This window comes from Novosphingobium flavum (genome assembly GCF_014230315.1).
Taxonomy (GTDB): Bacteria; Pseudomonadota; Alphaproteobacteria; order Sphingomonadales; family Sphingomonadaceae; genus Novosphingobium; species Novosphingobium flavum.
The window spans coordinates 17,722-35,641 of record NZ_JACLAW010000009.1 but is presented as its reverse complement, the minus strand read 5'-3'; the positions used below and the strand labels follow the sequence as shown (position 1 = coordinate 35,641).

Below are 17,920 nucleotides of genomic sequence, written 5' to 3'. Positions count from 1 at the left end.
GCGGGGACATGGCTGATACAACTCCCGCTCCCGTTTCCGGTCACATCACCTGCTTCGGCGAACTTTTGCTGCGCCTCTCGCCGCCTGCGCCGCGGCTCATGGCCCAGTGCGACTTGCTCGAAGTGGCAGTCGGCGGAGCCGAGGCGAATGTCGCCGCGGGGTTGGCCATGTTGGGCCACACCGTGAAGTTTTGCGGGCTGGTGGCTGACAGTCCCTTGGGTGCCAAGGCCCGTTCGGCCCTCGCTGCAACGGGTGTGCAAACGGACTGCATCGCCACTGCAACGGGACGGATGGGCCTCTACTTCCTCGAGGCCGGCGCAGGCCTGCGTCCTTCCGCGATCACCTATGACCGCGCCGGCAGCGCCTTTGCCGAGGCCGTTCCGGAAATGCTGGATCTGCCGGGCGCGATAGCCGGGGCACGGTTACTTCACACTGGGGGGATTACTCCGGCGCTCGGCCCGAAGGGGGTAGCTCTTGCCCGCGCGGCCAATGCTGCAGCCCTCGCAGCCGGCGTTCCGATCTGTTTCGACGGCAATTACCGCCCCCAACTTTGGGACGCCTGGGATTCCAATCCCGCCGAGATCTTGCGCGAACTGGTGCAGGATGCGACGATCCTGATCGGCAATCACCGTGATATTTCCCTGCTGCTCGGAAAGTCCTTCTCCGGCGAAGGGGAAGATCGCCGCCGCGAGGCTTCCGAGGCGGCCTTCGCTGAATTTCCCAAGATCGAACTGATCGCATCTACGGCCCGTCATCTGGTGACCTCGGCGCATCACCGCATTTCCGCGCGGGTCGACAGCCGGGATACGGCCCATCAGACCGACGAGATGGACGTTACCGGGATCGTCGACCGGATCGGCACCGGCGACGCCTTCGCGGCAGGGGTGCTGCACCAGTGGCTGCTGGGCGGCGACCCAAAGGCCATGGCCGAGTCCGGCCTGGCCCTGGCCGCGCTTAAGCACACCATCCCGGGCGACCTGTGCCTGGTCAGTGCTGCCGAACTGAGCGCTTTTTCCCGCTGCGGAGGCGATGTTCGCCGCTGATCAGACGCGCCGGGCCCTGCTCCTCCAGGCAGGTGCGGCCGGGATGGTAGCGGCCATGCCGCTGAAAGCCGCTGGTCCCAACCCGGTGATGCGGGCCGGACACCTGACCGGGGTTCGTGAGGGCACCGTCATCGCTTTCCGCGGCATCCGCTATGGGCGCGCCGAACGCTTTGCCCCGCCCTCGCCCGAGCCCTGGCCCGAAAACGGGCGGGGACCGCGGCAAGTGGCCGATCGGTTCGGACCGATTGCCCCGCAGCATGGCTCACCGACCGGCGAAGCGATGAGCGAGGACTGCCTGTTCCTCAACATCTGGACCCCCGAGATCCATCCCAAGGCACGACGCCCGGTCATGGTCTATTTCCACGGCGGCGCCTATACCTCCGGCACGGTGACCGACCCGGTGACGCAAGGCGCGCAATTGGCTGCGCAGGGCGATGTGGTGGTGGTCACGGTGAACCACCGCCTCAATGCCTTCGGCTATGCCTGGCTCAAACCGCTTGGCGCCCGCTTTGCGGACAGCGGAAATCTCGGCCAGCTCGACCTCATGCTGGCACTGCGGTGGGTGCGCGAGCGGATCGCCCTGTTCGGCGGCGATCCGGCACGGATCATGGTGTTCGGACAGTCCGGCGGCGGTGCCAAGATCGCCACGCTGATGGCCATGCCGGCTGCGCGCGGCCTGTTTCATGCCGCCGCCACGATGAGCGGGCAGCAGGTCGTGGCGAGCGGGCCGAACAACGCATGGAAACGGACCGGCGCCCTGCTTGCCGCGCTCAAGCTGGGTGCCGGTGACGCCGAAGTGCTGCGCACCATGCCATGGCAGCGCCTTGTCGAAGGGCTTGGCGCGACCGACCCGGTGATCGGCGGCTCGCTCTATTTCGGGCCGGTGCTCGACATGACCAACCTGCCGCGCCACCCGTTCTGGCCGGACGCCGCGCCGCAGGGGCTGGCCGTACCGATGATCCTCGGCAACGTGCATGACGAGACCCGCGCCTTCATCGATCCGCGCGGCCCCAAGCTGGCCGGCCTGAACTGGGATAACCTTGCCGCGCGGATCGCGCCGGAAATCAAGGTCGATCTCGACACGGCATGGGTCACGGCGCAGTACCGCGCGCGCTATCCGGACTGGAGCCCCGAACGGGTCTTCTACGCGGCAACCACGGCCGGACGGTCATGGCCGGGGCAGGTGATCGAGGCTGATGCGCGCGCTCGGGCCGGGGCGCTGAGCACTTGGGTCTATCAGCTCGACCGCCCCTCCCCGCTCGATCCCTTGCGCGGCGCGGCCCATACCGATGACTTGCCCTATGTCTTCGGTACGCTGGGCGCGCCGGGCGCGATGAGCGGAACCGACGCCACCGCGAGGGCGGTGCGCGATGCCATGATGCAGGCCTTTACCGGCCTTGCGCGGACCGGCCGGCCGGGCCTTTCCGACTGGACAAGCTATACCTTGCCCAGCCGCGCGACGATGGTGTTCGGCGATGCACCGCGCATGGTGGACGATCCACGCCGCTGGGAGCGCGAGCTGTGGGGCACCGCGCCCTACGCGCAGCCCGGTAGCTAAGGGCGGGACGGGTTGGGATAGGCCACGATCAGTGCCAGCGGGGCCGCGCCGATCTGACGAATGCCAACCACGGCGCCATGATAGAGATAGGCCGTCATGCCCTGCCGGACATGGGCGGCCTTGCCATCGGAAACGACCTCCCCTTCCCCGCTCAGCACGTAATAGACCTCGTCGTGCTCGATCGGATGCGGGCCGATCGCCGATCCGACGTCGAGCGTGCGGCGGCGAAATTCCATCTCGCGTGGGCCCGGGGCAAAATCGCTGATCCGCCAGGCCGTGCTCATGCCGATCTCGCCATGTGGCACGGGCTCGCGTTTGACGGTGTCGCGTTCGTCGATCACGGCCATCGCCGGCGCGGCGGCGGCGATCAGCAGGGCTGCGGCAAGCATAGTCACACTCCTCCCTGACGCATGGCCGCATCGCGCGGCGAAAGCTTTTCCTGCGGGCCGGTCTGGTCTCCGGGGTAGCGACCGGACCTTGGGGTCATCGTATCGAGGTTCCAGGCGGCAGGATTGAAGGAAGCGCGGGTTTCCGCCGCCTTGGGATAGCCGTTTCCGACCTGGTGCTCGTCGTCGATGATCTCTCCGCGCCCCTCGGCGACGAAAAAGAGGACGCGGATGTCATCCGGCGCCCGGTCCCACGGCCGCGCGCCCGCAGTCTGCAGCACGCTGGTCTCCACCTCGCCAGAAGGCAGCACGGGAATGCCGGTGACGCTGCGGAGCGGAGCCTTTTGCTGCAGGATCCTGGCCTTGGTCTCGCCATAACGTCCGAACATCGGCAGGGCCTTGCCGAAGCGGTCGACCGCGCGGTTGTCCTGCCCATAATACTTGAGGTCGCCGTCGCCGCCGATGGTCAGGAACGGCAGGTCGGCGTCGGTCGAATTGCCGCCGCGCATCACGTTGCCGACCGCGGTGATCTCCCCGGTCACATAGGGATGGCCAGTCCACTCGAGGTTCATCAGGTTGTAGTGCACCGCGCGGTGGCCCGGATCGTAGATCAGGTTGTTGACCATCAAGACCTGGGCCCCGCCCTTCACCAGCGGCGAACGCTCGACGTTGTGGGCGAAGACGTTGCGGTAGAACGTGATGTTGGTGGCGTTGTCGTGGATCAGTGATCCCTTGGAATGCTCGCCCTTCGGGTGGCTGGAGAAGGCCAGCCCTTCGGCGGCGAGATTGTCTCGGAACACGACGTCGTGGCTGGTGTTGGCGCGCCATTCGGCGAGGGTCTTGCCGGTGAAGCGCGGGCCCGAGGCCGACATGTTCTCGTCCAGCGCCCAGAGGAACGAGCAATGCTCGACCAGTACGTGATGGGCAGCCACAGAGGAGAAGGCATCGGCTTCCCAGTCTGAAAAATGCGGCTTGCCGTCGGCGCCGGTCATCACCCGGATATGGCTCAGGATGACGTCATGGCCCTTGAGGTCGATCCCGCCCCGGATGATGGTGATCCCCGGCGACGGCGCGGTCTGCCCGGCGATGGTCAGGTAGGGTTCGGCAATCGTCAGGACATCGCGGCCAAGGTCGATGTTGCCACCGACTTCGAACACGACCACCCGCGGGCCCTTGGCCTCGACCGCTTCCTTGAGCGAACCTGGCCCATCCTTGGCAAGGGTTGTGACCCGGATGATTCGGCCCCCGGCGCCGCCTTGCGTCGGATCGAGCGGACCGGCGGCGGCGTTAGCGGTGGAAGCGGCAAGTGTAAGAAATGATGCGGTAATCGCGGCCTTGCGCCATGAGCTGACTTGCATGGTTCTCTCCCGGGGGTCGTTCCCTTTGCCTGCATTCTTGACAGAGGCCTCGAGACACGGCAATAAAAAATGACACCGGTTACCATGAAGGTCATCGCCGCGCTCGCAAGCGGGGCGGCAAGACCGGAAAGCAGGGACCGGACAGCGGGGACAAGCCCCGGGATTACGCCGAACCGGGCGGGGACAGGGTGAAGAATGGCATGGGTGACATCGGTCACGCACATTTGACACCGGTATCAAGTCGGGCCCTCGTCCCGAAATGAAGACAGATCTGCGGCGAATGATCGCAGGATGAGGAGGTTGAGGATGCGCAACACGATCACGCCGCTGGCCTTGTTCAAGGCAGCACTCGTCGCCGGAAGCGCGCTGGCCGCGCCTTCGCTCGCCATGGCCCAGACCGCGCCCGCTGCCACTGCGGCCGAGGCAGGGCAACCGGCAACCGGCGAAGAAGCCGCGCAGGACATCGTCGTCACCGGCTTCCGCCAGTCACTCGAGGCCGCGCTCAACGTGAAGCGCAACACGATCGCCGCGGTTGACGCGATCGTAGCCGAGGATATCGCCAAGTTCCCCGACCAGAACCTGGCCGAATCCCTTCAGCGCATTCCCGGCATCTCGATCGTGCGTGACGGCGGCGAAGGCCGCGCGATTACCGTGCGCGGGCTTTCCAGCCAGTTCACACGCGTTCGCGTCAACGGGATGGAGACCATCGCCACCTCGACCGATGGCGCCAGCTCCAACCGCGACCGCGCTTTCGACTTCAACGTCTTCGCCTCGGAACTGTTCAGCAGCCTGGTCGTGCACAAGACGGCCGAGGCCTCGCTCGACGAGGGATCGCTCGGCGCGGTTGTGGACCTCAACACCGGCAACCCGCTGACCGGAAAGGCCGGCCTGCATGGCGCAATTTCGGCGGTGGCGTCCTATAACGACCTGTCCAAGAACCTCGGCCCGCGCCTTGCCGGGCTGGTCAGCTGGCGCAACGACGCCGGAACCCTGGGCGTCTCGGTCTCGGCCGCATATTCCAAGATCCGCACGCTGGAGATGGGCAACAATTCCGTGCGCTGGGCTCAGGCCCGGTTCGACTCGGTCGACGGTACGCCCTGCTGGTACACCAGCTCCACCAGCTCCATCGTCTCGCCCAACAGCGGCGGCTCCTATCGTTCCAGCACGGCCTGCGACAAGGCCGCGCTCACCTTCCACCCCCGCATTCCGCGCTACGGCGAAGTCAGTCACCGCCGCGAGCGGCTTGGCCTGACCGGTTCGATCCAGTTCGAGCCGACCGAGCACACCAAGCTCTCGCTCGACGGGCTCTATTCCCGCTTCAAGGAAGACCGCGAGGAGCAGTGGGGCGAAGTGCTGCTGCGTTCCAACGAACGCGCGATCGACGTCGTCAATCCAGTTTACGATGCCAACGGAAACATGATCAAGGCCACGCTCAACGACGTCTACGTGCGCACCGAGCATTACCTGCGCAAGAGCTCGACCGAGTTCTATCAGCTCGGCGCGACGCTTGACCAGGACGTGACCGACAAGTTGCGCTTTACCCTGATGGGCGGCTTCTCCAAGTCCGACGCCAGCATCCCGGTCGAAACCACGATCATGTTCGACGACAAGGACGCGCAGGGCTATTCCTACGACTATACCGACATGCAGCACCCCAAGCTGACTTTCGGGACCAGCGTGACCGATCCGGCCAATTTCCAGCTCGCCGAAATCCGCGATCGTCCGTCGAGCGTGACCAACCGCTTCAAGACCGTGCAACTGCGCACCGAATGGGACGTGGCCGAAGGCTACACGCTGAAGCTCGGCGGGGCCTGGCGCCGGTTCAATTTCGACGTGGCGAGCTATCTGCGCGACACGGCCGTGTGCGGCAATGGCGGCACCAGCCTGGTGACCAGCACTTCGGGCACGATTGCCTGTTCGGCTTCCTCGGTGTTCGGCCCGACCGCGATCTACGGCTTCCCGGTCACCTCGGCGCTGTCGCAGCTGTTCACCCTTGCCCCTTCGGGTCAGCCAGGCGGGACGACGACCCAGTGGCTCGTTGCCAACCTGCCTGCGGCAGCGGCCTTCACCCAGCTCTACAGCCGCACCGCCGCGCCCGACATCGGCAACATCCGCGGGGTGCAGGAAACCTCCAAGACGGCCTATCTGCAGGCCGACGCGAAGGGCAACATCGCCGGGCTGGAATATGCGCTCAACGCCGGCGTGCGCTATGCCGCGACCGAGCAGGTGACCTCGGGCCTCGGCCAGGCCGCGCCGATCAAGCGCACTTACGACGATTGGCTGCCCTCGCTCAACCTCGCCCTGTTCCCGACGCAGAACATCATCGTTCGTGCCGCCGTGGCCAAGGTGATGACCCGGCCCTCGCTGGGCTCGCTCTCGGGCGGAACGGCCGACGGGTTCAACTACCGCGTGACCCAGGGCAACCCGGACCTCGAGCCCTACCGCGCCACCAATTACGACCTCTCGTTCGAATGGTACTTCGGGCGCGGGGCAGTGGCCTCGGTGGCGCTGTTCAAGAAGGACGTCAGCACCTTCACGCAGTCGCAGTCGATCAGCGGGCTGACCTTTGCCGAAACCGGGGCGAGCGTCGCGGCGCTGAGCCCCTCGTCGCCGGCCTACCTCTCGATCGGGACCAGCGGCGACCAGTTGCTTCAGCCGATCTGGCAGCTGTCGAAGACGATCAACGGCACCGGCGCTTCGCTGAAGGGCGTGGAACTGGCGCTGCAACTGCCGTTCAAGGTGTTCCTCGACAGCGGCTTCCTGTCCAACTTCGGAGTGCTGGCCAACGCGACCTTCATCGACTCCAAGGCCACCTTCACCCTGCAGGGACCGGCCACGACCCCCGGCGGATCGCTGCCCAACGTCACCGTGACCAACACCTTGTCCAACGTCTCGAAGACCGCGTGGAATGGCACGCTCTACTACGATGACGGCAAGTTCAGCAGTCGCATCATGGTAAGCTATCGCGGGCGGTATCACGAGGGCGCATCGGGCACCGGCAACCTGCTGGAAGGATACGGCGCGACCACCAATCTCGACGCCTCGATCCGCTACAAGCTGACCGACAACCTCGAGGTTTCCGTCGAAGGCAACAACCTGCTCGACACTTACCGCTATCGGTTCACCGACTTCGATACGGACCGGAATTACGAGAACAACCACTTCGGCCGCACGATCCTCGTCGGCGCACGGTTCAGGTACTGACGGAACGGAAGGCCCGCGACATGACGATCGACCGTCGCTCCCTGCTTGTCGCGGGTCTTGCCGCCGGCATCACCGGTTCCGGTGCGCGGGGGCAAACCCCGCCGCCGCTCTCGCCCAGGCCCCTGGCCCGGGGCCTGCCGCAGCCGGCCGAGACGATCGATCTCTGGCCGGCGGGGGCAAAAGCCCTGGCGCGCAGGCCCGGTGCGGCCGCGCTGCCCGCCAACGAGACGGTGGACGACCGTTCGGCCGACAACCTCATCGCCGACCGGGCCGTGTGGCAGATCAGCCGTCCGCGGATGGTGGTTTTCCGCCCCGATCGTCCTAATGGCGCGGCCGTGCTGATCACGCCGGGCGGGGGATACCGTCTCGTGGTCGTGGACAAGGAGGGCTATGAGATGGCCCGCTGGCTGGCCGCGCGCGGCTTTACCGCTTTCGTCCTGTTCTACCGCCTGCCCGGCGAAGGCTGGGCCCTGGGGCCTGACACGGCCTTGGCCGACGCGCAGCGTGCGATCAGGCTGATCCGCCAGCGCGCCGGTGACTATGGCGTGCAGGCCGAGCGGGTCGCGACGATGGGCTTTTCCGCTGGCGGCCACGTTTGCGCCGATCTTGCCGCACGCTTCGAAGCAGCCGCCTATGCCCCGATCGACGCGGCAGATCGCCTGTCCGCTCGCCCATGGTGCGCCGCTCCGGCCTATCCCGTGGTGAGCATGGACCCGGCGATCGCTCATCCCGGTTCCCGCGCACTGCTGCTGGGGCCGAACCCGCCTCCGGAACTCGAGGCCGCCCATTCGCCTGACCGGGTGGTTCCGTCCGACGCACCGCCGCACTTCCTGCTTCACGCCGAGGACGACCCGACCGTGCCAATCGAAAATACCTTGCGCCTGCGCGCGGCGCTTCGCGCACGGAAGGTCCCGGTGGAAACGCACCTGTTCGCAGCGGGCGGGCACGGCTTCGGACTGCGCAGCACGGTGGGCAAGCCGGTAAGCGCCTGGCCCGAGTTGTGGCGGGCTTGGGCCGCGACCGTAGGCCTGGTATGACGGTCGGCCGGCGCGGCGCCCTGAAGGCAGCCCTACTGGGCGCGGCAGGCATCGTCCTGCCAGGCACGGCGAACGCGGCCACCCCCGCCCCTTCCCGTCCCCAGCCTCCACACTGGCGGCGCGGTTTCGACAACCAGCGCGTGCCTGATCTCGGCAACGGCACTTTCCTCAACCCGGTTCTGGCGGGCGATCACCCCGATCCCGCGATCCTCAAGGATGGCGCGGATTACTACCTGACCTTCTCCAGCTTCGATGCCTATCCCGGCCTCACCATCTGGCATTCGCGCGACTTGGTGAACTGGCAGCCCCGCGGCGCCGCGCTGACCCGCAACATTGGCTCGGTCTGGGCGCCCAGCCTCGAGAAGCACGGCGCCCGCTATTTCCTCTACATCCCGGTCAAGGCCGATCCCAATGACATCTTCGTCTCATGGGCCGATCACATCGACGGTCCGTGGTCCGATCCGGTGGCTCTTGGCCTGCACGATCACATCGACCCATGCCATGCCGTGGCCGAAGACGGCAGCCGCTGGCTGTTTCTGTCGGGCGGAGACCGGGTGCGCCTTGCGGCCGATGGACTCTCGCTCGCCGGACCGGTCGAGCATGTCTACGATCCCTGGCGCTACCCCGAGGAATGGGACGTCGAAGGTTTTTCGCCGGAAGGTCCCAAGATCCATCATCACGGCGGCTGGTATTACATGCTGACGGCCGTCGGCGGGACCGCCGGGCCGCCCACCGGCCACATGGTGATCGCCGCCCGCGCCCGCTCGCTTCACGGCCCATGGGAACAGCATCCCGGAAATCCGCTGGTGCGCACGGTCAACGACAGCGAGGCCTGGTGGTCGCGCGGCCATGCCTCGCTGGTGGAAGCCCCGGACGGCACATGGTGGTCGCTTTACCATGGCTTCGAGGCGGGTTTCTGGACCCTGGGCCGGCAATGCCTGCTCGATCCGATCGAATGGACCGCCGACGGGTGGCTGCGCATGATCGGCGGCGATCTCTCGCGCCCGCTGCGCAAGCCGCGCGGCGCCGGTGTCGTGCCGCACGGCATGGCTCTGTCGGACCGGTTCGATGGCCCGCTGGCAATGGGGCGCAAATGGGCATTCTTTCGGCCCGGCCCGGATGAAGGCAAGCGGGTGCGGGTTGCCGACGGGGCCCTTCACCTCGCCGCGAGAGGGGCCGCGCCGTCCTCCGGCTCACCCCTGCTGCTCACTGCGGGCGATACGTCCTACAGCTTCGAATGCGACATCGAGATCGATCCCGGCACGACCGCCGGCCTGATCCTGTTCTACGACGACCGGCTCTATTGCGGCCTTGGCTTCGACGCGGAACGCTTCGTCACGCACCAGTACGGCATGGAGCGCGGCCGGCCGGCTAATCCCCATGGCCGCCGGATGCGGCTCAGGGTCACCAACCGGCGCCACATCGTGAGCTTTCACACCAGCGGCGATGGCGGCAAGACGTGGCGCCGCTTTGACCGTGGGATGGAGGTTTCCGGCTACCACCACAACGTGCGTGGCGGCTTCCTGATGCTGCGCCCGGGCCTCTATGCCGCAGGCGCGGGGGAAGCCCGGTTCCGGGACTTCACCTTTAAGGCTCTTGAAGACTGATCGCCGCGTTACTGCGCCGTTTCACGCAGATCCTTGGGCAAGGGCGGCGGGTTCGGTCCGGGATCCGGCAGGTGCAGGGTCCAGATCGCAAGCGTGCCATTCACCTTGTTGACCGTGTGCGGCATGCCCGGCGGAATCATGATCACGTCGCCCTTGGCGACCTTGACCTCATGCGCGCCGACAACCCCTTCGCCGATCAGCGTGGGCCCTTCCCAGCGATTGGGTCCGGCCCGGCGCGGCTTCACCAACTGGCCGCCGAGGAGCATCGCCCCGGAACCTTCAGCGACGACGAACAGTTCGGCATCGGTCTCGTGAATGTTGGTGTTGAGTTGGGGCGCATTGCGCCATTCAAGCTGGGCACGGTAACGCCCCTGCATGACAACGGGGCCCGGGTCGAACGTCTTTCCGGCCCGCGCCTCGGCCGCGAACTGCGCCATCTTGGCGGCCATTTCAACATGGCTCATCATCATTTTCGGTTCGGCCGGGGACCACGGCGGGCCATTGCGCACCTGAAGCGGGGTTGAGGCCGGCGGCGTTGCCGCGATCAGCAGCAGTCCGCCGGCAAGGGCGACGAATTTTCTCACGGTCACTCTCCCGGATCGGTGCAATATTCCAGAGCGATCATTGCCTTGGCAAAGCAGTTTGGCAACAATCTGGCGAAGCAAAATTGTCGACATAGTTCACGCGCGGCGGGGCAACGCCAGCTCCACGTTGAGGCCGCCGAGGTCGGCTGAGCGCCCCAGCGCAAGCCGCCCGCCGTAGAGCTGGGCAAGTTCCTGCACGATCGCCAGTCCGAAACCGTATCCCATCTCATCCTCGTCGAGCCGCGCACCGGGGCGCAGCGCCATGGAAATGTCGTCCGCCGCGATGCCCGGCCCGTCGTCACAAACGTCAATCAATACCAGCTGCCGGTCGATCCGCGCCTTGAGGCGCACCTGAGTGTGAGCCCACTTGCCGGCATTATCGAGCAGGTTGCCGACCATCTCGTCGAGATCTTCCCGATCGACCGCGAGTTCGCACGGCTGCGGCACATCGATCGCATAGGCGATGCCGCGCGTGCCATGAACGTGATGCATGGCGAAGGCGAGGTCGGCCGCGACCTGGGCAAGATCGGCCCTGCCCCGCTCACCAATCCCCGCAGCCGCGCTGCGCGCCCGCCGCAAGTGATGGGCGATGCGCCGATCGAGCTGCGCCACGAGCGCGCGGCTTTCAGGGCTTGCCCCCTCGCGCGCGAGCCGCAGCGAAAGCGTGGTGAGCGGGGTCTTGAGCCCATGCGCAAGATTGGCAACATGGCGCCGGGCGTAGGCGAGCCCGGCCTCGTTCTGAGCCAGCAGGGCGTTCACTTCGGCCACCAATGGCAGAAGCTCACGCGGCTGCCGCTCGGACAGGCTGGCACTTTCGCCCGCCCGTACGGCGGCAACGGCCTGCTGCAACTTGCGCAGCGGGCGCAAACCGAAGCGCAGCTGCAGAATGGCCGCCGCGCCCAGGCCCAGACTGAGCAGGGCAAGGGTGCCGACAATCCAGCGGAAGCCCTTGGCCACGGGCTCGTCCATCACCAATCGCGGCGCGGCGACCATGATCTCGGCCTTGCCCGAGGGCAAGCCGACCAGTTCATAGCGAACGTGCATCGGCACGCCCTTTTCCGACGTGGCATCGGCGGAGAGCAGGTCGCGCGCGTAGTCGGGATCAGGGGGATAGCGGCGGGACACGGCAAACCGTTCGCCCCCGCGCCATTCTCCGGCGGCAGTTCGCACCGACCAGCCCCAGCCCTGGCCGCGAAATTCAAGGTCCGGCAAATAGGCTACCTGGTCCTCGACCAGGCGCCCCTCGCGGTCGATGGCTCCGGCCAGCGACAGAACCTGCAGGTCGATCTTCTCATCGAAACTGGCACTGACGACCCGAACGATCCAGTGTTCCATGACGAAGCCGCAGCCGACCAGCGCCACGATGACCAGCGCAAAGGCCGAAAGGGCAATACGCGCATGCAGCGACAGCGGGCCGCGGGCCTTCGGCGCGGCGGTCTCGCTCACTCCCGGCTGCACGTCAGGCGGTAGCCATGGCCGCGCACGGTTTCAATCATGCAGGCACCGATCTTTCGCCGCAACCGGCCGATGATCACCTCGATCGAGTTGGAATTGGCGTCAGAGTTGAACTCATAAACCCGCTCGATCAGTTCGCTGCGCGAAACCACCAGTTCCTTGCGCAGCATCAGGGTGGACAGTACCCGCCATTCGAACCCGGTCAGGCGCAGCGGTTCGCCCTCGAATTCAAAGCCGCCCATCTGGCTGTCGAACACCAAGCCGCCGCACTGGACGATCGATGCGGCATAGCCGCTGGCGCGGCGGATCATGGCCCGCACCCGCATGACCACTTCTTCCGACACGAAAGGCTTGGTCAGGTAATCGTCGGCCCCGGCGCGAAAGCCCTGGACCTTGTCGGACCAGGTATCGCGCGCAGTCAGGATCAGGACCGGGAAATTACGCGCCGCCGCGCGCCATTGCTGGACCACGCTGAACCCGTCCAGCCGAGGCATCCCGACGTCGACCACAGCCGCGTCATATGGCTCGGTATCGCCAAGATGCACGGCATCTTCGCCATTTTCGGCCGTATCGGTGGCGAAGCCGGCCGCGCGCATTACCTTCGCCAGTTCGCTGGCGAGATCCGGATCATCTTCCGCGATCAACACGCGCATAGGTTTCCTCCCCGCCTCCGCAGGCAGGGTTTCCCCCCGCTCTGCCAGTTCATGCGGGGAAGTATGTGCGTCAGCGCGGCTCATCGGACAAATGCGAAACCTTCTGCAAGTGATCGGAATTCCACAACCCGCTCCTCAAAAGCGGCCCGGCGCGGCGAGCCACTTGTCAACGAAATCGTAAGTCAGCTTCACCGTATCGCCATAGGCCGCCGCCGGCTTTACGCACTTGTCGCAGGGCGTGTAGACGTGCGAAGCGCCCTCGATGAAGGCCACGGTCTTGTCGGCGCTGGCTGCATGATTGCCGATCTCCTCGGCGGCCAGGCCTTCCCAGTGCCCGCTCATGCCCAGCGCGAGCAGCGGTACGCGTATCCCTTCGGCGTTGCCCGGCGGGCTCGCATAGGTCGATCGCCAGTCGACCCCCCGGATGCGATGTTCGTCATACCCGAAATCGGGCAGGGCCCTGATCGCATAGCTGGAGAGGAAGTTCTTCACCGTGGTCTTGAGCGCGCCCATGGCCATGCGCGCGGTCGGGTTGCCCCGCCCCTCAGACAAGCGGAGCGAGCGGATGATCTCGGTCGTCACCGTTCCATCGGCATGGACGAGCGGCCAGGGCTTCAGCGACGCCGCCAGCAGGGTATTGTCTTCGGAGAACAGGCGATTGCCGATGAAGCTGGCACCGGCCACGATGAATGGCTCATCGTCGTCGTAATTGCCCTTGCCGGCCTCGATCAGTGCGAGCCGGGCCTGGGCCTTGGCGATCAGGCCATTGTTGCGCGCGGCTTCGGCCTTGAAGAATTTGTCCCGAAAAGCCGGGCTGTAGCGCGAACCGTCCCGCCCATAGCCATTCGCGGGATTGTACATGTCGAGTGCCGGATCGAGCTTCTTGCCGCTGTCATCAGCGATGACCGACGGATCGACGCTGAGCAGGACCATTTCCGCCTGTCCCCAGTTCGCGTCGGCCAGCACCACGCCATCGGCCTTCGGCAGGCCGGCAAGGTTATCCGGGCACTTGTGGATCTTGGCCGCATCCTGGCACGAGGGCAGGCCGCCCTCAGCGATCATCTGGTAGGCGGTCATCAAAGTCGCCCCGCCCGAATGGCCGAACAGCACGATCTTGCTCACGCCCGGCCAAGACCGCAGGAAGCCGATGCCGGCCTTCATCTCCAGCAAGACCCGATCCATCACCCCATCATCGAACGCGCCAGACTTGCTCGTGCTGTTGTTGGCGCAGAGCACGCGGTAGCCGCGGCTGGCGAGCTCGCCGCAGGCGGAGAAGGTCAGGTAGTCACCGCTGGCATGCATGACGAACAGGGCGATCGCGGCCTTGGCGCCGGGGCTTGCCGGTTCGTAAAGCACCCCGGGCGCGCCGCTGGCAAGGCGGACATAGGTCGTCTTGACCCCCTCGATCCGCACCACATCCGCCGGGCGGTTCGGCATGCCCTGTGCGTTCGCAGTGTGGCAAAGTCCGAAGGCCGAAGCTGCCAGGGCCAGCGAAGCAAGCGTTCGAAGAGGGATCATCCTGATAAAGTCCTGTCCGAAAGTGGTGCGGCGCGTCCGGCGCGTGCCGATCAGTTGCCCCGCCGGACGAGCGAGAGCGGAACGCGGGCCAGTCCCATCGGGAAGACCGAGGCCTTGGCGTCGCGCCGGTTGAACTGGCTGTTGGGCGTGACGAGACTGTCCCCATAACGCACCACGGTTGCCGGATAGACGAAACTCGGATCGCCGTAGCGCGACAGCAGGCTTGCCTTCTTCAGCCCCGCCTCCATCTGCAGGCGCACGATCCGGTTGGACCATTGTTGCACGACGTAGAGCGTATTGCCCTCCAGCAGAAGCCCGTCGGACCCGACCAGATCGAGCCCGCCGACATCGATCGGCGTGACTTCCCGGCTGGCAATGTCGACATGGAACAGCTTGCCCTTGTTCATCTGCACCACGATCAGGCTGCGCCCATCGGCGCTGGCGGTGATCCCGTTCAGATTGGGGCCATCGGCAAAGCCGATCGGGGTCGTGGTCAGATCGATCCAGGCCTCGGGCTTCTGGCCGGCCCGCATCCGCCACAGGATCGGCACGAAGGTATCGGTGACATAGGCCGTGTCACCGATCACCACGAGGTCGTTGAGCAGCGTCTTGGGCGCTCCCGAGACCTGCTCCTGCTGCAACAGACGCCCGCTCGCCGGATCGACCAGGGTGATCAGCCCCGAGAACCCGCCCGCGATCCACAGCCGGCCCTTCCCGTCAACCTTCATGCCCAGCATCGAGGGAAAGGTGCTGCCCGTCGGCGCGATCCGGCCCGGCGGCACGATGGTCCGGGCCCGGCCGGTCGTCGCATCGATCCTGACCAGTTCGCCGCTCTCCGCGCTCCCTGCGTAGAATGCGCCGCGCCGGGCATCATAGGCCACACCCTCGGGATAGGCGATATGATCGGGCAGCGCGATCTGGCGAACGGCGGGCGCCTCGGCCGCGGCAAGGCCGGCCAGTCCCGACAGGGCGAGGGCGCAAAGGCCGATGCGAAGCAGGCGGGCCGTGTTCATGAATGGGCTCTCCGTGAAATCAGGGGCCGACAACGGCGATGGTTACTGGATGGGCAGAGGCGAACGATCCCCCGCCACCCGCCAGGGTGCCGCGCGCACGATCGACGGCGTAGGCGCGCACCTTGCCCTCCCCCTCGGTCGCCACGAGCAGCCAGCGCCCGGTCCGGTCGAATACCAGCGCCGCCGGATTGGGCCCGACTGCCAACCGCTGCACTTCGGCCAGACGGCCCGTCCGCCCATCGACGCGGAACACGACGATCGTGTCCTCTCCGCGATTGCTGACATAAAGGAAGCGGCCATCGCGCGAGAGCAGCAGCTCGGCCGGGCTGTTTTCCCCGGCAAAGCCCGCCCGCGTGGCGGGAACCCGCCCGCGAGCCGTGAGCCTGCCCTTGCCCGCGTCGAATGCCAGGATGGCAACGTCGTTGCTGAACTCGTTGAGCGAATAGACGAAGCGTTCGTCCGGCGTCAGCGCAAGGTGGCGTGGGCCGGTACCGGGCGTCAACTGAACGAACGGCTGCTCTGCCGGGCTGATCGCATGGGCGGCGGGATCGACCTTGTAGACGAAGATCCGGTCTGCCCCAAGATCGCCGACCAGCAGCAGGCGCCCCTTGGCCGCCGAAACCACGGCATGGGGATGCGGGCCTGCCTGGCGCGGGCTCGGCCCCGAGCCGGTATCATGCTGGACCGAGGATGGAGCCAGCAGGGCCCCGCCCGGCTGCAACGGCAGGGCCGCAACGGTTCCGCCGCCATAGTTGGCCACGAAAACCGTCGGCGGCATGCCGCCCAATGCCAGATGGGTCGCCCCTCCTCCGCCCGAAGCGACACGGCTCAGCAGGGTTAGTTTCCCGGTCGCCGCATCAGCCGTATAGCTCAGCACCGCCCCGTCGGACTTGCCGTCGTTGCCCACTTCGCTCACCGCATAGAGCACGGCCCGGTGCGGGCTTGCCATCAGCCAGGTCGGGTTTACCGCCTCGACCGCAAGGCCGAGCGGCGTGAACTGGCCGCTGGCGGCATCGAACCGCGCAGCTGAGATCCCGATCCCGTCTCCCCGCCCTCGCGTGCCGACATAGACCAGCTGGCCGCCATCGCGGCGCGCTTCTGACGTGCCTGCCGGCGCCTCGGCTGCAGCCGGTCCCGTCACCGCTCCCACGGCGATGAGCAGTCCCGCCGCAGCCGACAGCCCACGGACAAGGCGCAAGGTCCCGGCCATCCCGGTCACTTCCAGAACAGGGCCTTGCGGCCCGTCCGCGCGCGCTGACGATACATGTCGATGTACATCCACAGGCCCGAGACCGAGAGGAAGATCAGCGACAGGCCTGCGAGCAGGTCGAGGAAGCGCGCCGGAAGACCGAAGAGGTATCCGGAATGGAAGTGCTTGACCCATTCATGCACGTTGAGGCCGAGCGGGAAGCCGTTCTTCGGATATTGCGGCTCGTTGAGCGTCATCTCCTTGCCGCTCGGAATGTCGTAGATCTTCTGGCGGGTGAAGGAAGTGCCGGTGACGATCCCGGCCTCTTCGTTACCGGCATAAAGACGGGCGCGAACGGTGCGGACGGGAGTTTCCGGCTCGGCCGTGCGGAACAGCTTGTAGGCCGCGGCGGTCAGCCGCACGCCCTGTTCGTCGGTCAAGGTTTGCGGCTTGGGCGGCGGCGTACGCTTGGAAAAGGTGTTCCAGCTGCTCTCGAACCCGAGCCAGGTGCCGCTCGCCGCAACCATGACCAGCAGGATCGCGGCAACCGTCGACACGCCCCGGTGCAAGGTCTTGAGCATCCCGCCGGCGCTCCAGAACAGCTCCGCCCGCTTCATCTTGCGGCGCTGGCGCAGCAGGCGGAAATACATCACGATCCCGGTGAAGATCAGGGTGCTCATGACCAGGCCGGTCAGGAATTCGGCATAGACGCCGGGCTTGTCGCTGTCCTTCCAGAAGCGGTGCCATTCCTTGAGCGCCTGGCGGGTCGAACGCGGCGGCATGGCCGGCGTAATGTCGGCGGGGCTGACCGCAGCGCCGGTCTCGACGTCGTAGGCCCGCACGGCCAGCGAAGCGCGGCGTTCGCGCCGCTTGGGCGGCACCATTGCCGGGTCCTTGAAGCCGACCTGCCCCACGACGCGACCCTCGACCATGCGCAGTTCGACCATCATGGGCTCGAATTTCGGCTCGGCCGCGTGGAAGGCAGCAAGCGTCGTGGCGATCCCTTTGGCCACGTCGACGTTTTCGGGAAGCGGCGCGCCGCTCCAGTCCGAAACCGAGGTGATGGAATAGGCGCTGCCGCCGAACTTGCCTTCGTTGATCGACTGCATCGTGGCATCGCTCTCGGGCGTACCGGTCAGCAGCTTGCCGAGATCGATGCTCTGGATCAGCGTGCCGGTGACGCCCATGTAGAGCATCAGGAGGCAAGCGAGGAATGACAGCACCCGGTGGACGGTGCGCATATCGGCAGGCCGCTTCTTGCGCGCCGCCGAGGCCGTTTCAGATTGGACGTCGTGCATGGTCAAGGTTCTCCCGC

General features: G+C 66.4%; 14 protein-coding genes. 5 read left to right on the top strand and 9 right to left on the bottom strand.

The genetic code is table 11. The annotated features are described in order from the left end of the window. The first annotated feature begins 8 nt into the window (after positions 1–8). Positions 9–1,043, top strand: coding sequence for a sugar kinase (locus tag H7F51_RS12435; RefSeq protein ID WP_185664633.1), 1,035 nt, complete (start codon positions 9–11; stop codon positions 1,041–1,043). After that, entirely contained in the window at positions 1,030–2,601 is a 1,572-nt protein-coding gene (locus tag H7F51_RS12430) for a carboxylesterase/lipase family protein (protein WP_185664632.1), read from the top strand. Before H7F51_RS12435 ends, H7F51_RS12430 begins: the two co-directional genes overlap by 14 nt. On the opposite strand, the gene H7F51_RS12425 is transcribed toward H7F51_RS12430, so the two are convergent. Together H7F51_RS12425 and H7F51_RS12420 are read right to left on the bottom strand one after the other, a co-directional pair. After that, entirely contained in the window at positions 2,598–2,990 is a 393-nt protein-coding gene (locus tag H7F51_RS12425; protein ID WP_185664759.1) for a cupin domain-containing protein, read from the bottom strand. The two genes, H7F51_RS12430 and H7F51_RS12425, sit on opposite strands and share 4 nt — an antisense overlap. A gap of 2 nt (positions 2,991–2,992) precedes the next feature. Beyond that, positions 2,993–4,345: a pectate lyase family protein gene (locus H7F51_RS12420; RefSeq protein WP_185664631.1), complete on the bottom strand. Its 1,353-nt coding sequence runs from the start codon at positions 4,343–4,345 to the stop codon at positions 2,993–2,995. Between the two features lie 306 nt (positions 4,346–4,651). On the opposite strand from H7F51_RS12420, the gene H7F51_RS12415 reads away from it, so the two are divergent. Genes H7F51_RS12415 through H7F51_RS12405 form a run of 3 tightly spaced genes read left to right on the top strand, consistent with a single transcriptional unit; the run spans position 4,652 to position 10,193 of the window. Beyond that, complete coding sequence (locus H7F51_RS12415) at positions 4,652–7,549, top strand: TonB-dependent receptor (RefSeq protein WP_185664630.1); 2,898 nt, start codon at positions 4,652–4,654, stop codon at positions 7,547–7,549. Positions 7,550–7,569: 20 nt separating this feature from the next. After that, entirely contained in the window at positions 7,570–8,586 is a 1,017-nt protein-coding gene (locus tag H7F51_RS12410) for an alpha/beta hydrolase (protein ID WP_185664629.1), read from the top strand. Beyond that, on the top strand, positions 8,583–10,193 hold the full coding sequence (locus tag H7F51_RS12405; protein ID WP_185664628.1) for a family 43 glycosylhydrolase: 1,611 nt from the start codon (positions 8,583–8,585) through the stop codon (positions 10,191–10,193). Before H7F51_RS12410 ends, H7F51_RS12405 begins: the two co-directional genes overlap by 4 nt. Positions 10,194–10,201: 8 nt before the next feature. Here H7F51_RS12405 and H7F51_RS12400 read toward each other — a convergent pair whose 3' ends face one another. The 7 genes from H7F51_RS12400 to H7F51_RS12370 all read right to left on the bottom strand — a co-directional run bounded on the left by H7F51_RS12400 (position 10,202) and on the right by H7F51_RS12370 (position 17,903). Next, positions 10,202–10,777 carry a cupin domain-containing protein gene (locus H7F51_RS12400; RefSeq protein WP_185664627.1) on the bottom strand — a complete coding sequence of 192 codons (576 nt, stop codon included), beginning with the start codon at positions 10,775–10,777 and terminating at the stop codon, positions 10,202–10,204. 96 nt (positions 10,778–10,873) lie between these two features. Beyond that, complete coding sequence (locus H7F51_RS18910) at positions 10,874–12,223, bottom strand: ATP-binding protein (RefSeq protein WP_185664626.1); 1,350 nt, start codon at positions 12,221–12,223, stop codon at positions 10,874–10,876. Beyond that, the gene (locus H7F51_RS12390) at positions 12,220–12,885 is read right to left on the bottom strand and encodes a response regulator transcription factor (protein ID WP_185664625.1); all 666 of its coding nucleotides are present in this window, start codon (positions 12,883–12,885) and stop codon (positions 12,220–12,222) included. Before H7F51_RS12390 ends, H7F51_RS18910 begins: the two co-directional genes overlap by 4 nt. A 135-nt stretch (positions 12,886–13,020) precedes the next feature. Further along, positions 13,021–14,403 carry a dienelactone hydrolase family protein gene (locus tag H7F51_RS12385; protein WP_185664624.1) on the bottom strand — a complete coding sequence of 461 codons (1,383 nt, stop codon included), beginning with the start codon at positions 14,401–14,403 and terminating at the stop codon, positions 13,021–13,023. 50 nt (positions 14,404–14,453) lie between these two features. Next, positions 14,454–15,416 (bottom strand): SMP-30/gluconolactonase/LRE family protein, encoded by a 963-nt coding sequence (locus H7F51_RS12380; protein ID WP_185664623.1) that lies wholly within the window; start codon positions 15,414–15,416, stop codon positions 14,454–14,456. Between the two features lie 19 nt (positions 15,417–15,435). After that, complete coding sequence (locus H7F51_RS12375; protein ID WP_185664622.1) at positions 15,436–16,626, bottom strand: lactonase family protein; 1,191 nt, start codon at positions 16,624–16,626, stop codon at positions 15,436–15,438. Between the two features lie 5 nt (positions 16,627–16,631). Then, positions 16,632–17,903: a PepSY-associated TM helix domain-containing protein gene (locus H7F51_RS12370; RefSeq protein ID WP_185664621.1), complete on the bottom strand. Its 1,272-nt coding sequence runs from the start codon at positions 17,901–17,903 to the stop codon at positions 16,632–16,634. Between the last annotated feature and the right edge of the window lie 17 nt (positions 17,904–17,920).

Bases quoted from the DNA above. Each gene is read 5' to 3' on its own strand.
- H7F51_RS12435 (WP_185664633.1), top strand. From the start codon at position 9: ATGGCTGATACAACTCCCGCTCCCGTTTCCGGTCACATCACCTGCTTC.
- H7F51_RS12430 (WP_185664632.1), top strand. From the start codon at position 1,030: ATGTTCGCCGCTGATCAGACGCGCCGGGCCCTGCTCCTCCAGGCAGGT.
- H7F51_RS12425 (WP_185664759.1), bottom strand. From the start codon at position 2,990: ATGCTTGCCGCAGCCCTGCTGATCGCCGCCGCCGCGCCGGCGATGGCC.
- H7F51_RS12420 (WP_185664631.1), bottom strand. From the start codon at position 4,345: ATGCAAGTCAGCTCATGGCGCAAGGCCGCGATTACCGCATCATTTCTT.
- H7F51_RS12415 (WP_185664630.1), top strand. From the start codon at position 4,652: ATGCGCAACACGATCACGCCGCTGGCCTTGTTCAAGGCAGCACTCGTC.
- H7F51_RS12410 (WP_185664629.1), top strand. From the start codon at position 7,570: ATGACGATCGACCGTCGCTCCCTGCTTGTCGCGGGTCTTGCCGCCGGC.
- H7F51_RS12405 (WP_185664628.1), top strand. From the start codon at position 8,583: ATGACGGTCGGCCGGCGCGGCGCCCTGAAGGCAGCCCTACTGGGCGCG.
- H7F51_RS12390 (WP_185664625.1), bottom strand. From the start codon at position 12,885: ATGCGCGTGTTGATCGCGGAAGATGATCCGGATCTCGCCAGCGAACTG.
- H7F51_RS12385 (WP_185664624.1), bottom strand. From the start codon at position 14,403: ATGATCCCTCTTCGAACGCTTGCTTCGCTGGCCCTGGCAGCTTCGGCC.
- H7F51_RS12380 (WP_185664623.1), bottom strand. From the start codon at position 15,416: ATGAACACGGCCCGCCTGCTTCGCATCGGCCTTTGCGCCCTCGCCCTG.
- H7F51_RS12375 (WP_185664622.1), bottom strand. From the start codon at position 16,626: ATGGCCGGGACCTTGCGCCTTGTCCGTGGGCTGTCGGCTGCGGCGGGA.
- H7F51_RS12370 (WP_185664621.1), bottom strand. From the start codon at position 17,903: ATGCACGACGTCCAATCTGAAACGGCCTCGGCGGCGCGCAAGAAGCGG.